This is a genomic window from Sanguibacter sp. Leaf3 (genome assembly GCF_001425965.1).
Taxonomy (GTDB): Bacteria; Actinomycetota; Actinomycetes; order Actinomycetales; family Cellulomonadaceae; genus Sanguibacter; species Sanguibacter inulinus.
In genome coordinates this window covers 878,098-892,198 of record NZ_LMRH01000003.1, presented here as the reverse complement: position 1 = coordinate 892,198, position 14,101 = coordinate 878,098, and the positions used below count along the sequence as shown (strand labels likewise).

Below are 14,101 nucleotides of genomic sequence, written 5' to 3'. Positions count from 1 at the left end.
GCAACACTTCCGCAGTTGACCAAACCCGACTCCGGCTGTGATGCTGTGCGGACCAGAAAATGTTTGCGCTAACACGGCGAGGGTGCCGAAGCCCTCCTCGGGGGGTCCGCAGCACCGCCGCCGCACGAGCAACCGAAAGACGAGAGACGATGACGTCCGCTACGCAGCACGCGGTCCCCGGTCACGCAGACCCGGCACCGACCCCCCGACCTCGACGTCGCACCAGGTACAAGCGGCAGGACTGGGCCGGCGCGGCTTTTGTCGCACCGTTCCTCGCCGTCTTCTTCTTCGCGATCGTCGCGCCGCTGGTCTACGCGATGTACCTGTCGTTCTTCCAGGACAGGCTCATCGGCGGCTCCTTCTTCACGGGGCTGAGCAACTACACGCAGGCCATCGCCGACCCGCTGCTGCGCACGGGCCTCGGCCGCGTGCTGCTGTTCCTCGCGGTCCAGGTGCCGATCATGATCGGCCTCGCGCTCTTCGCGGCGCTGGCCATCGACTCCGGCCGCCTGCGCGCCAAGGGCGGCTTCCGCATCGCGCTGTTCCTGCCCTACGCGGTGCCCTCGGTCGTCGCGGCCCTCATGTGGGGCTACATCTACGGCAAGGACTTCGGCCTCATCGGCCAGGTCTTCGAGTTCTTCGGGGCTGAGCCGCCAGCGCTGCTCGCCGGCTCGTGGGTGCTCGTCTCGATCGGGAACATCGTCACCTGGTCCTTCGTGGGCTACAACATGCTGATCCTCTTCTCGGCGCTGCGGGTCATCCCGACCGAGCTCTACGAGGCAGCCGAGATCGACGGGGCCGGCGCGATGCGCACAGCCTTCTCGATCAAGCTCCCGGCACTGCGCCCGGCGCTGCTCCTCACCGTCATCTTCTCGATCATCGGCAGCTTCCAGCTCTTCAACGAGCCGAACGTGCTGCAGGCGCTCGCGCCGACCGAGATCACGACCTACTACACGCCGAACATGTACGCCTACAACCTCGCGTTCAACGGCCAGCAGTACAACTACTCGGCCGCCGTCGCCATCATCGTCGGTCTCATCACCGTCGTGGTCGCCTACCTCGCACAGCGCGTGAGCAACCGCCTCGAGACCGGAGGGAAGAAATGACCACCGCCAGCACCCCCGCCCCCGTCTCCGGAGTCGTCGACGCGACCGACAGCACGACCGTCGCCTCGGCTGCCAAGAAGAGCCGCGCCGGTCGTGGCCGCCGCCGTCCGACGTCTCCGCGCCAGAAGTCCTCGATCACCCTCACGGTGATCATGGTCGTGATGTTCCTCTACGTGCTGCTCCCGCTCGTGTGGCTGGTCATCAACTCGACCAAGACCAACGGTGGTCTGTTCACCTCCTTCGGGCTCTGGTTCGCGGACGACTTCGCCCTCTGGGACAACATCAAGCAGCTGTTCTCCTACCAGAACTCGGTCTACCCGCGCTGGCTCGCCAACACCGTGCTCTACGCCGGGGTCGGCGGCATCGGTGCGACGATCCTCGCGACCTTCGGCGGCTACGGCCTGGCCAAGTACAACTTCCCGGGTCGCCGCGCAGCCTTCGCGATCGTCATCGGCGCCATGACCGTGCCGATGACCGCCCTCGCGGTCCCGACGTTCCTCATGTTCAGCCAGCTCGGTCTGACGAACACCGTGTGGGCCGTGCTCATCCCGGCGCTCGCCAGCCCCTTCGGGCTGTACCTCATGTACGTGTACTCCCAGGACTCGGTCCCCGACTCGCTGCTCGAGGCAGCCCGCCTCGACGGCGCCGGTGAGCTCCGCACCTTCCTCACGGTGTCGCTGCGCCTGCTGGCCCCCGGCTTCGTGACGGTCCTGCTGTTCGCGGTCGTGGCCACCTGGAACAACTACTTCCTGCCGCTCATCATGCTGACGGACCCCAAGCTCTACCCGCTGACCGTCGGCCTCAACCAGTGGAACTCGCAGTCCGGGTCCTCCGGCTCGACCGAGCCCGTGTACAACCTCGTGCTCGTCGGCTCGCTCGTCGCGATCATCCCGCTGGTCATCGTCTTCCTCTCGCTGCAGCGCTTCTGGCAGTCCGGCCTCGCGGCCGGCGCCGTGAAGCAGTAGCGCGAGGTCCGCTCTACCACCACCGGCTTTCCCCCTCCTGCGCCCTGGCGCATACGACGAAGTACCCAAGGAGAGATCATGAAGAACCACACGACCCGCCTCACGCGGACGATCGGGGTCACGGCAGCGCTCGCGCTGACCTTCGGCCTCGCGGCCTGCGGCGGCGGCGACGACTCCGGCGAAGGTGCCGGCTCGACCGACATCACCGCAGCCGACGTCGACGCAGCGCTCGAGTCCGACGAAGAGGTCACCCTCGAGTTCTGGTCCTGGGTCCCGAACCTGCAGCCGACGGTCGACCTCTGGAACGAGAAGCACCCGAACATCCAGGTGACGCTGACCAACGCCGGCCAGTCGGCCGACCAGTACACCAAGCTGCAGAACGCTGTGAAGGCCGGCACCGGTGCTCCCGACGTCGCGCAGATCGAGTACTTCGCCCTCCCCCAGTTCGCCCTGAGCGACTCGGTGGTCAGCCTGAGCGACGTCGGCCTGTCCGACCTCGAGCCCAAGTTCGCTGGCTCCGCCTGGGACCAGGTCTCCGTGAGCGGCGACCAGTACGGCTTCCCGCAGGACACCGGCCCCCAGGTGATGTTCTACCGCGCCGACATCCTCGAGAAGCTCGGCCTCGAGGTCCCCGAGACGTGGGACGAGTTCACCGAGGTGGCCCGCGCCATCAAGGCCGACAACCCCGACAACTACATCACCTCGATCGACCCGGGTGACGCCGGTGGTGTCGACTCGCTCATCTGGCAGGCCGGCGGACGCCCCTTCAGCGTCGACGGCACCACTGTCGGCATCGACTTCACCGACGAGGGCACCACGAAGTTCACCGAGACCTTCGACACCCTCATCCAGGAAGACCTCATCGACGTGGCCCCGGGCTGGAACGACGCCTTCTGGCGCTCCTTCTCCGACGGCAAGTACGCGATGTGGCTGACCGGCGCCTGGGCTCCGGGCTCGATCCGCACCAACATGCCGGACACCTCCGGCATGTGGCGCGCAGCCCCGATGCCGACCTACGAGGCCGGCACCCCGATGAACGCCGAGAACGGTGGCTCGGGTGTCTCCGTCCTCAAGCAGGGCGACAACCAGGCTGCGGCCCTCGCGTTCTCCCGCTGGCTCACGACCGACATCGAGGCCGTGCAGTCTCAGGTCGACGCCGGTCTGTTCCCCGCCACGACCGAGATCATGGCTGACGAGACCTTCCTCGGCTTCGAGGACCCGTTCTTCGGCAACCAGAAGATCAACGAGGTCTTCGTCGAGTCGTCCAAGGCTGTCTCCTCCGGATGGCAGTACCTGCCCTTCCAGGTCTACGCGAACTCGATCTTCGGTGACACCGCAGGTCAGGCTCTCGGCGCCAAGACCGACCTCGCACCGGGTCTGGCGACCTGGCAGGAGTCGGCCACGTCGTACGGCTCGAGCCAGGGCTTCACGCTGAAGTAAGCACCACCGAGACGACGGTCGGGGCACGGCCTGCGCCGAGCCCCGACCGTCGTCGTCTCCCGGGTCCCCCAGACCCGGTCCCCGCACCACAGCTCGACCGACTGGCGCCTCGCGTCGTCGCACCACCCTTCTCACGCACAGGACTGATCACATGGCTTCCCGTTGGATCCGCTGGCCCGAGCCCCTCGCCGACGCTGCTCCCACAGCGCGCGGACCTCTCGCCTACGGCGGCGACTACAACCCTGAGCAGTGGCCCCGCGAGGTCTGGCTCGAAGACGCCCGCCTCATGCAGGAGGCCGGGGTCAACCTCGTCTCCGTCGCGATCTTCTCGTGGGCGCGGCTCCAGCCGGCCCCCGACCAGTGGGACTTCGAGTGGCTCGACGACGTCCTGGACATCATGCACAGCCACGGGATCGCCGTGGACCTCGCGACGGCGACGGCCTCGACCCCCGCGTGGCTGACCACGCTGCACCCGGAGATCTTGCCCGTCGACGTCGACGGCCACACGCTCTACCACGGGTCGCGGCAGTCCTGGAGCCCGAGCTCGCCGGTGTACCGCGAGTACTCGCTGGCCCTCGTCGAGAAGATGGCCGAGCGCTACGGCAAGCACCCGGCCCTGGCCATGTGGCACGTGTCGAACGAGCTCGGCTGCCACAACGTCCTGGACTACTCCGACGTCGCAGCCGTCGCCTTCCGCGGCTGGCTCGAGGCGCGCTACACCACGCTCGACGAGCTCAACCGCGCGTGGGGCACCGACTTCTGGGCGCAGCGCTACACGGCCTGGGACCAGATCCTCCCGCCGCGCCGCTCGACGGCCTTCGTCAACCCGACGCAGCAGCTCGACTTCGCACGCTTCTCCTCCTACCAGCTGCGCGAGCAGCTGCGCGCCGAGCGCGAGGTCCTCACCCGCATCACGCCGGACGTCCCCGTCACCACCAACTTCATGGTCATGGGCGACACCAAGGCGATGGACTACACCTCGTGGGCCGGCGACGTCGACCTCGTGTCGAACGACCACTACATCACCTCGGCCGACCCCGTCTCGCACATCGAGCTGTCCTTCTCCGCAGACCTCACGCACGGCATCGCCGGCGGCGAGCCGTGGATGCTCATGGAGCACTCGACGTCGGCGGTCAACTGGCAGCACGTCAACCTTCAGAAGCGCCCGGGCCAGATGCGCCGCAACTCCCTCGCGCACGTCGCCCACGGTGCGGACGCCGTGTGCTTCTTCCAGTGGCGCCAGTCCCAGGCCGGGGCCGAGAAGTTCCACTCCGCGATGGTCCCCCACGCCGGGACCGACTCCGCCCTGTGGCGCGGCGTCGTCTCCCTCGGCGCGGACCTCGTCTCCCTCGGCGAGATCGCCGGGTCGACGGTCCAGGCGCAGACCGCCGTGCTGTTCGACTACGAGTCCTGGTGGGCCACCGAGATCGACTCGCACCCCAACAACGAGTTCCAGTACCGCCGCCGCGTGCTGTCCTGGTACCGCTCGCTGTGGGAGAAGCAGGTCGGCACGGCCGTCGTGCCCGCGCACGCCGACCTCTCGGGCTACAGGCTCGTGGTCGTCCCGCACCTGTACCTCGCCGACGACTCCCTCGTCTCCCGCCTGACGGCCTTCGCCGAGGCTGGCGGGACCGTCGTGGTCACGTACTTCTCCGGGATCGCGGACCAGGACGACCACATCCACCTCGGTGGGTACCCGGGCGCGTTCCGCGACCTGCTCGGCGTCCGCGTCGAAGAGTTCGCCCCCGTGCTCCCCGGCGACACGATCCACCTCGACGGCGACGTCGTCGGCGGGCCGTCCGCCGAGGCGTCCGGCTGGTCCGAGCCCGTCGCGCTCGTCGACGCCGAGGCCCGTGCGACGTACGTCGACGGCCCGAGCGTCGGGTGGCCCGCGATCTCGCGCGCTGCTCGTGGCACCGGCGCCGCCTGGTACGTCACGACAGACCTGTCCGACGCGGCCCGCGGCGAGCTCGTCGACGTGCTGCTCGCCGAGGCCGGCGTCACCGCGATCGCCCAGGCCGACGCGGGTGTCGAGCTCGTCGTGCGCCATGGGGCTGACGACGTCGAGTTCCTCTTCGCGATCAACCACACGGACGACGCGACGACTGTCGAGGCGTCGGGGACCGACCTGCTCACCGGCGACGTGCACGAGGGCTCGGTGAAGATCGACGCCGGCGGCGTCGTCGTCCTGCGCCGCGCGGCGCAGCAGGGCTGACACCCTCGGTGGGACGGTCGCGCGAGAGCGCACCGGTGCCACCACACAGCTGACCTCGCGGGCCGACCCCCCTCGGCCCGCGAGGTCGCACGATCCTGCGCGACGTCGGAGGAAGCTCCCCGAGGTCGCACGGATGTCGACCAGGTCGCACGACTGTCGACTAGGTCGCATGAACACCGAAGAGGTCGTACGGACACGCCAAACCCAGCTCTATCCGGGGCTGGGATGGCGTGTCTGTGCGACCTCGTCGTCGTCTGTGCGACTTCGTGGCTCGTGCGGCTACCACCCCTGGTCGTGGCGCGAACCACGGCGCTACGATCCAAGAGCGGGCAGCGTCAGCCGCGACCATGCGCCCCCGGCGCCCGGAGAGAGGTACGACGATGAGCGACTACCCCCCGAAGACTCCCCCGCCGCCCGCAGGACCACCCCCGGTCCCGCTGACCGACGCCGAGGCTCAGCAGTGGGCCGGGCTGAGCCACCTGCTCGGCGGTGTCCTGGGGTTCTTGGCCCCGCTGATCATCTGGCTCGTCTTCAAAGACCGCAGCGGCTACGTCTCCGCCGAGTCGAAGCGCGCGCTCAACTTCCAGCTGGTCGTCACCGTCGGGTACGTCGTCTCCTACGTCTTGATGATCGTGCTGATCGGCTACCTCACCTGGTTGGCCCTGTGGGTCCTGTCGATCTACCTCGGCTACACCAACTTCCAGGCCGTCAACCAGCGCCGAGCCACCTCCTACCCGGTCGACGTCCAGATCATCAAGTAGTCCCCACCTCGGGCCGGGCCCATCCCTAGGTTGCACCTCGCGTCTCCACCCTTGACGGCGGCAACCCTTTTCCATACGCTGGAAAGCGCATTCCGTTGCAGCTCTTGCCACGGCCGCAGCGGCGACGACGCCGCTGGACCACCGCCGCGTCGACCCACCCGGAGACCCTTGATGACCACCCGCACGCTCCGCATCGCCATGAACGGCATCACCGGCCGCATGGGATACCGCCAGCACCTGCTCCGCTCGATCCTGCCGATCCGTGACCAGGGCGGCTTCACCCTCGAAGACGGCACCAAGGTGCAGGTCGAGCCGATCCTCATCGGACGCAACGAGGCCAAGGTCTCCGAGCTCGCCGAGCTGCACGGCGTCGAGCACTGGACCACCGACCTCGACGGCGCGATCGCCGACCCGACCGTCGACATCGTCTTCGACGCCTCGATGACGAGCCTGCGTGCCGAGACCCTCAAGAAGGCCATGAAGGCCGGCAAGCACATCTTCACCGAAAAGCCGACGGCCGAGACCCTCGACGAGGCCGTCGAGCTCGCGAGCATCGCGCAGGAGGCGGGCATCACCGCGGGCGTCGTGCACGACAAGCTCTACCTGCCGGGGCTCGTCAAGCTGCGCCGCCTTGTCGACGAGGGCTTCTTCGGACGGATCTTGTCGATCCGCGGCGAGTTCGGCTACTGGGTGTTCGAGGGCGACATCCAGGCGGCGCAGCGCCCGTCGTGGAACTACCGCAAGGAAGACGGCGGGGGCATGACCACCGACATGTTCTGCCACTGGAACTACGTCCTCGAGGGCATCATCGGCACCGTGAAGTCGGTCAACGCGACCACCGTCACGCACATCCCGACCCGCTGGGACGAGACGGGCACCGAGTACACCGCGACGGCCGACGACGCCGCCTACGGGATCTTCGAGCTCGAGACGCCTGACGGCGACCCCGTCGTCGGCCAGATCAACTCGTCGTGGGCAGTCCGTGTCTACCGCGACGAGCTCGTCGAGTTCCAGATCGACGGCACCCACGGGTCGGCCGTCGCCGGGCTCAACAAGTGCGTCGCCCAGCAGCGCGCACACACCCCGAAGCCCGTGTGGAACCCCGACCTGCCTGTCACCGAGTCCTTCCGCGACCAGTGGCTCGAGGTGCCCGCCAACGCCGACCTCGACAACGGCTTCAAGGCCCAGTGGGAAGAGTTCCTGCGCGACGTGGTCGCCGGACGCGAGCACCGCTTCGGGCTGCTCTCTGCGGCGCGCGGTGTTCAGCTCGCCGAGCTCGGCCTGCGGTCGTCCGCCGAGCGCCGGACCCTCGACGTGCCGGTCATCTCGCTCTGACACGACCGTCTCGACGATCTTCGAAGGCAGCTCGACTGCTCTCACCGCCAGAGGGCGCCCACCATCACGTCGGGCGCCCTCTGCGCGTACCGGGCCCACCGCCGTAGCCCGTCGACGTGGCGCTGCGCCGGTCGCTCTCAGCGGCGGTGGGGCGGGGCGACACGGACGACGGCGAGGCGGGCCTGCCCGGAGAGCCTGAGCGGCCCGTCGGAGTCGCCGAGCAGCACGGCCTCCCCGGCACCGAGCCCGCAGCTCGCGGAGACCCCGGTGATGGTCGCCGTGCCGTCGAGGCACACGACAGTCCGTGGACCGTCCGGACCGGGCAGCACCGTCGGGACGGGGGTGTGCACGTCGACGACTGTGAGCTCGAAGTCTGGCGCGGGTGTCGCGTACCTCTGAGCGGTCAGTCCCTGCCCTGACCAGGTGACCTCAGGTCGGACGACCTGGGCGGGGCCCGGAGTCGTGTCGACCAGCGAGAGCAGCTCGGGGACGTCGACCCGCTTGCTGGTGAGCCCTGCGCGCAGCACGTTGTCCGAGGCCGCCATGACCTCGATGCCAAATCCGCTCACGTAGCAGTGCACCATCCGTGCCGGGACGAAGAGCCCGGCGCCAGGATCGAGCCTGACAGGGTTGAGCAGCATCGAGGCGATCACCCCCGGATCGTCCGGATAGTCCGCAGCGAGGTTCACCGCGATGCCCTGAGACGGGTCGCCCGACTCCCACGACAGGTCCTGCACCTGGGCGACGAGGAGATCGGTCGCCGCGGTCACCGCCTCTGGGCTCAGGCCGAGGACGGCCTCGAAGGCTGCAGCCATCTGCTGGGCTGGCGTTCCCGGTCCGCGGAGTGACGCGACCACCTCGTCGAGACTCCCTGCTCCGAGGGCCGCCACCGTGACCACCGCATCGACCGGCCGACGGAAGCCTGCGAGCGCGACCGTGGGGGCCAGCGCCACCAGGAGCTCAGGCTTGTGCGACGCGTCGGGATAGTTTCGGCTCTCCGGGAGCACCCCAGACTCGATCTCGACGTCGTACCGTTGCCGCGCCTGCTCGGCATCGGGATGGACCTGGAGCGAGAGAGGTCTCGCGGCGGAGAGCAGCTTGGTGAGGAAGGGCAGACGAGGCCCGAAAGTGCGGGTGACGTCACTGCCGAGGACGTCCTGCGTCCTGGCGGAGACGACCCGGTCGAGCGGGACGGCTCCGAGGTCGCAGGACTGTCCCGGCGTGTAGGTCGACACCACCTCGATCGCGATCGAGGGCGCGCTCGGGTGGGCCCCGAACCACATCTCGGCCTGTGGGTTCCCGTCGGGTGCGACGCCGAGCACACCGGGGATGTCGTCGGTCGAGCCCCAGCCGTAGTGCTGGACCGGGTTGACCAGACGCCACACGGTCAGACCTCCACGCGGTCGAGGCGGGCGACGCCGATCTTGGCGTCGGCCATCCCGTAGAAGACGAACAGCTGCCCCTCGACCTCTTCGATGGCGGTGGGGAAGACCACGTCCCCGACGGTGCCGACGCGCTCGTGCTCAGTCTCGGGCTCGAGCAGAGGTACCGCCGTGCGGGCGAGAACACGTGACGGGTCGTCGGCGTCGAGGATCATGGCACCGGCCGTGTACCTGACGTCGTTGTGGATCGACCACGGGTCGCTGATGTGCCCGGTGACGCCGTGGTGCAGCAGCAGCCATCCCTCGGGGACACGGACCGGCGCGGGACCGGCACCCATCTTGAGGGACTCGTACTCGTAGAGCGGCCGTGCGAGCTCGCGTGACCGTTCTTGCAGGCAGAGCGCGGAGACGTCGGCCTCGACAGCAGCGGCCGGGACGTACGAGATCCAGATCGCCGGTCTGTCGTCGTGCGACGACGCCGGTGGCCACTGACCGGCGTCCGGGCGGATGAGCCCGAGATCCCACGTCGGCCTGTGGAGCAGCGCGTAGCTGGGTCTGCCGTCAGGATCAGGGACCACTGCGGGGAAGAGGACGGTGTCCTTGTTGGAGTAGAGGTTGAGGTCGATGTCGAGGTCCGCGTCGTACCGGAACATCAGAGGTCCGAGCCGACGCCATGAGCGCAGGTCGTCCGAGACGGCCAGTGCTGTCCGTGGGCCCATCGGACCGTAGGCGACATAGGTCATCACGTGGAGGCCGAGGCTCGGCACCCAGGTCACCCGGGGGTCTTCTGTCCCCGCGCTCGACGCCCCCTCCTCCCATCGGTTGGCGGGTTCGAGCACGACCCCTCGGCGTTCCACGCCCACCGGCTCGCCACCCTCGATCACCACCCGAGCCAGTCCTACCCTGGACACGTTCCCAGCGGCGACCATGCGCGGCAGCAGGTAGAGCTCCCCGTCCGCACCTCTCCCCGAGGCCGGGTTGAGCACACCCTCGACCTCGAGCGGATTCCCAGGCTCTGGCTCCATGAGCGTCCGGAGACGGGTGAGTGCATAGGGGATGAGGTCAACGGTCACGGTGGTCCTTCGGTCGGCGTGGGATCGCGAGCTGGGGTCGACCACGGGCGCGGTGCCGTCAGGGCACCCCGCTGGGTCTGATTCGGGTACTGCGTCAGCGACGACGATCCCGCGGTGGCGGTCACGGTCGGGATGGGTTGTCGGACGGCGGGGTCTCTGGTGGCTAGACAGCGAGTGCTCTCTCACCTGCCCCCGGCTACCGCACGGCGCCCCTCCACCTGGTGGTCAGGGTCTGGGTGCCGCCGCCGTCGACGAGCGGACGACGAGGCTCGGCTCTGCAAGAGCGAGATCGTCCGTCGCACCGGAGCCGCGGATCACCTCGAGCAGGCGACGAGCAGCGACCGCCCCCCAGCCGAAGGGGTCAGTACGGACGGTGGTCAGCGAGGGCGAGACGTACGCGGAGATCTCGGCGTCGTCGAAGCCCACGACCGAGAGGTCCCTCGGGACGTCGATCCCCAGGTGCTGGGCCACGACCGTGCCGGCGACCGCCATCGTGTCGTTGTCGTAGAGGATCGCCGTCGGCCTCAGACCCGCAGGTACGTCGAGGAGGTCTCGGGTGGCGCTCGCCGCCCCCTGGGCCGTGAAGTCTGCCTCAGCCGTCGAGCAGACGTCGAGACCAGCGATCTCGAGCGCAGCGGTGAAAGCTGCCCGGCGGCGCCTCGTGTGCAGGTAGTGCTGCGGCCCGCTCACCTGGGAGATACGTCGGTGGCCAAGGCCCAGGAGGTGGTCTACCGCCGCGCCGACCCCGGCGGCGTCGTCGTTGACGACCGCCCCGAAGGGCGACGGCACGTCGGGGCTGTTGAGCGTGACAGCCGGGATCCCGAGCTCTGCGAGAAATGCGATACGGGGATCGTCAGGGCGCAGGTCGGCGACGATCACGCCGTCGACCCTCCCACCCCGGACGAGGCTGCGGTACGCGTCGAGCTCAGCCTCTCCGGTCTCGACGAAACGCAGCAGGACCGACATGTCTGCCTGCGAGACGCTGTGCTCGACCCCCGCGATGAACGGCGCGAAGAAGGAGTCGGACCTCAGCGTCTCGGCGGTCCGCGCGAGCACGAGCCCGATGGCGTCGGCCCTCGAGAACGACAGGGACTGCGCCAGACGGCTCGGCTGCCACCCGAGCTCGTCGATCGCCGCCAGGACCCGCCGCCGTGTCTCCTCGGCGACACCCGGCTTGTTGTTGAGGACAAAGGACACCGTCCCCTTCGAGGTCCCCGAGAGAGCAGCGACGTCGGCGATGGTCGTCCGTCGCGCCGGCTCGTCCGGGCGCCTGGGGCCTCGGGCGGCTCCGGTCATGGGTCACTCCTCGCATCTGGTGGTCCTGCGTCCGGCCACCATATCCATCAAACCGGTTTGATGTAAACCGTCAATCTCGGTCAGTCACGAGAACTGCCTGATCCGCTGGTCGTCCACAGGCGTCGCAGACACCCTGTCATCCACAGCCCTCAGCACTCCCTTGACATTGCCGAGTGGAACAGTGTTCAGTGCCTCTTAAACCGGTTTGAAGCCAGCTGGCACGTGCAGCACCAGAGCGAGAGCCGCCGGTGCGCACCGTCCGGTCCAACCCACATGAAGGAGACCACGCAATGAAGCGTCCACTCGAGGTCATCACCGCAGCGTCCCTCGCTGCCACCGTCGTCCTGGCCGGTTGCGGCACCGACGGGGACACCGGCGACGGTGGTGACAGGCTGACAGCCACAGGTCCGATCACCATCTGGTACTCGAACAACGAGCAAGAGGTCGCCTGGGGTGAGCAGGTGGTCGAGGCCTGGAACGCCGAGCATCCGGACGAGCAGGTGAGTGCCGAAGAGATCCCGGCCGGCAAGTCGTCCGAGGAGGTCATCGGTGCTGCCATCGCCGCAGGCAACGCCCCGTGCCTCGTCTACAACACGGCCCCTGCCGCCGTCGCGGACTTCCAGAAGCAGGGTGGGCTGGTGAACCTCTCGTCCTTCCCTGACGGTGCGTCGTACATCGAGGCCCGCACCGGCGATGCCGCCGAGCAGTTCTCCTCCCCGGACGGATATTTCCAGATGCCGTGGAAGTCCAACCCCGTGGCCCTCTTCTACAACAAGGACGTCTTCGCCGCAGCCGGCCTCGACCCCGAGAACCCTCCGATCTCGACCTACGAGGACCTGCTCGAGGCGTCTCGGACCATCGTCGAGTCCGGATCGGCGGACTACGCGATCTACCCGTCCCCGAGCAGCGACTTCTACGAGACGTGGTTCGACTTCTATCCCTTCTTCGCCGCAGAGACCGGAGGCACCCAGCTGATCGAGGACGACGCGGCAGCCTTCACCTCACCCGAGGGGCTCGCGGTCGCAGAGCTCTGGCGGACCATGTACTCGGAGAACCTCGCCGGCCAGGAGCCCTACACGGGCGACGCCTTCACCGATGGTGTCTCGGCCATGGCTCTCGCCGGCCCCTGGGCAGTCCCCACCTTCGACGGCAAGGTGAGCTGGGGCACCGCACCGATACCCACCTCCGACGGGACCGCCCCGGAGGAGACCGCGACGTTCGACGACGCCAAGAACGTCGGCATGTACACAGCGTGCAAGAACCAGAAGACAGCGTGGGAGTTCCTCAAGTTCACGACCAGCGAGGAGCAGGACGGTGAGCTGCTCGAGGGCACAGGGCAGATGCCGCTGCGGACAGACCTCGCGACGACCTTCGCGGACTTCTTCACCGACAACCCGCAGTACAGCGCATGGTCGACCGGGCGCACAGTAGCCGTCCCGAACACGCTCAACTCGACAGAGATCTGGCAGACCTTCCGCGACGCCTGGACGAGCTCGGTGATCTTCGGTGAGACCGACATCGAGACATCCTTCTCGACTGCGGCCGACACCGTCACCTCGCTGACGACCGACTGACCGTGGCGATCTCCCCACCCGCCGCCCAGACCGCACCCCTTGCCGGGTCGCGCTCTGGGCGGCGTCCCGGATCTCGGTGGAAGAGGGCTCTGGGCCAGGACCCGATGGGTCTGCTGCTCTCTGCGCCCTATGCGATCTTCATCGCGGCGGTCTTCGTCTACCCGCTCGGGCTCGGAGTCTGGATCGCCTTCCACGAGTACTCCTTCGCCGCGCCGGGAGCACAGGTCGACAGGCCCTTCGTCGGGCTCGACAACTTCACGAGGGCACTCACCGACCCCGTCGTCCTCGCGTCGTTCCGTCATGTGGCCGTCTTCCTGGTCATCAACGTCCCGTTGACGGTCTTCGGCGCCATGCTCCTCGCGACGGCGCTCAACAGGGCTGTCCGCGGCATGACCTTCTTCAGGGTCGCGTACTACGTCCCGTACATCACTGCGAGCGTCGCGACCGTCACGGTGTGGCTCTTCATGTTCGGGGAGCAAGGAGTCGTCAACGCAGCTCTCGGCGACCTGGCCCCGTCCCCGTCGTGGCTGGTCAGCTCGGTCTGGGCGATGCCCATGATCGCGCTCTACGTGACCTGGAAGCAGCTCGGGTTCTTCATCCTGCTCTACCTCGCGAGCCTGCAGAACATCCCACGGGAGCTCTACGAGTCCGCTCGCACCGACGGCGCCGGGTGGTGGCACTCCTTCCGTGCGGTGACCCTGCCTGGGGTGCGGCCGGCGACGGCACTCGTCGCGACGCTGGCCATCATCACCGGCGCGAACCTCTTCACGGAGCCGTACCTGCTCACCAACGGCGGCGGGCCCAACCAGGCTTCGACCACCCCTGTGCTGCTCATCTACCAGCAGGCCATCCAGCAGAACAACCCTGGTCGGGCGGCCGCCATAGGGATCATCCTGGTCGTCGGCGTCCTCCTCCTCGCCTGGGTGACACGACGCATCACCGAGAGGGACTGAC

The 14,101-nt window shown here is 68.3% G+C and carries 11 protein-coding genes; 8 read left to right on the top strand and 3 right to left on the bottom strand.

Annotated elements, in window-relative coordinates:
- The first annotated feature begins 149 nt into the window (after positions 1-149).
- The 6 genes from ASG53_RS17320 to ASG53_RS17295 all read left to right on the top strand — a co-directional run bounded on the left by ASG53_RS17320 (position 150) and on the right by ASG53_RS17295 (position 7,822).
- Complete coding sequence (locus tag ASG53_RS17320) at positions 150-1,106, top strand: carbohydrate ABC transporter permease (RefSeq protein WP_056136223.1); 957 nt, start codon at positions 150-152, stop codon at positions 1,104-1,106.
- Positions 1,103-2,071 (top strand): carbohydrate ABC transporter permease, encoded by a 969-nt coding sequence (locus ASG53_RS17315; protein WP_056136221.1) that lies wholly within the window; start codon positions 1,103-1,105, stop codon positions 2,069-2,071. Before ASG53_RS17320 ends, ASG53_RS17315 begins: the two co-directional genes overlap by 4 nt.
- A gap of 78 nt (positions 2,072-2,149) precedes the next feature.
- Positions 2,150-3,511, top strand: a complete 1,362-nt coding sequence (locus ASG53_RS17310) for an ABC transporter substrate-binding protein (RefSeq protein WP_056136219.1) — start codon at positions 2,150-2,152, stop codon at positions 3,509-3,511.
- A gap of 151 nt (positions 3,512-3,662) precedes the next feature.
- Positions 3,663-5,726, top strand: coding sequence for a beta-galactosidase (locus ASG53_RS17305; protein WP_082544154.1), 2,064 nt, complete (start codon positions 3,663-3,665; stop codon positions 5,724-5,726).
- A gap of 380 nt (positions 5,727-6,106) precedes the next feature.
- Positions 6,107-6,487, top strand: coding sequence for a DUF4870 domain-containing protein (locus tag ASG53_RS17300; protein WP_056136217.1), 381 nt, complete (start codon positions 6,107-6,109; stop codon positions 6,485-6,487).
- A 171-nt stretch (positions 6,488-6,658) separates the two neighbouring features.
- Complete coding sequence (locus ASG53_RS17295; RefSeq protein ID WP_056136215.1) at positions 6,659-7,822, top strand: Gfo/Idh/MocA family protein; 1,164 nt, start codon at positions 6,659-6,661, stop codon at positions 7,820-7,822.
- A gap of 137 nt (positions 7,823-7,959) precedes the next feature.
- On the opposite strand, the gene manA is transcribed toward ASG53_RS17295, so the two are convergent.
- From manA to ASG53_RS17280, 3 genes are all read right to left on the bottom strand, one after another.
- Positions 7,960-9,207 carry a mannose-6-phosphate isomerase, class I gene (gene manA / locus ASG53_RS17290; RefSeq protein ID WP_056136214.1) on the bottom strand — a complete coding sequence of 416 codons (1,248 nt, stop codon included), beginning with the start codon at positions 9,205-9,207 and terminating at the stop codon, positions 7,960-7,962.
- Between the two features lie 2 nt (positions 9,208-9,209).
- On the bottom strand, positions 9,210-10,277 hold the full coding sequence (locus tag ASG53_RS17285; RefSeq protein ID WP_327287057.1) for a glycoside hydrolase family 130 protein: 1,068 nt from the start codon (positions 10,275-10,277) through the stop codon (positions 9,210-9,212).
- Positions 10,278-10,502: 225 nt separating this feature from the next.
- Entirely contained in the window at positions 10,503-11,573 is a 1,071-nt protein-coding gene (locus tag ASG53_RS17280; protein WP_056136212.1) for a LacI family DNA-binding transcriptional regulator, read from the bottom strand.
- A gap of 290 nt (positions 11,574-11,863) precedes the next feature.
- On the opposite strand from ASG53_RS17280, the gene ASG53_RS17275 reads away from it, so the two are divergent.
- Both ASG53_RS17275 and ASG53_RS17270 read left to right on the top strand, forming a co-directional pair.
- On the top strand, positions 11,864-13,147 hold the full coding sequence (locus ASG53_RS17275; RefSeq protein ID WP_056136210.1) for an extracellular solute-binding protein: 1,284 nt from the start codon (positions 11,864-11,866) through the stop codon (positions 13,145-13,147).
- Positions 13,148-13,251: 104 nt separating this feature from the next.
- Positions 13,252-14,100, top strand: a complete 849-nt coding sequence (locus tag ASG53_RS17270; RefSeq protein WP_082544151.1) for a carbohydrate ABC transporter permease — start codon at positions 13,252-13,254, stop codon at positions 14,098-14,100.
- Position 14,101 lies beyond the last annotated feature (1 nt).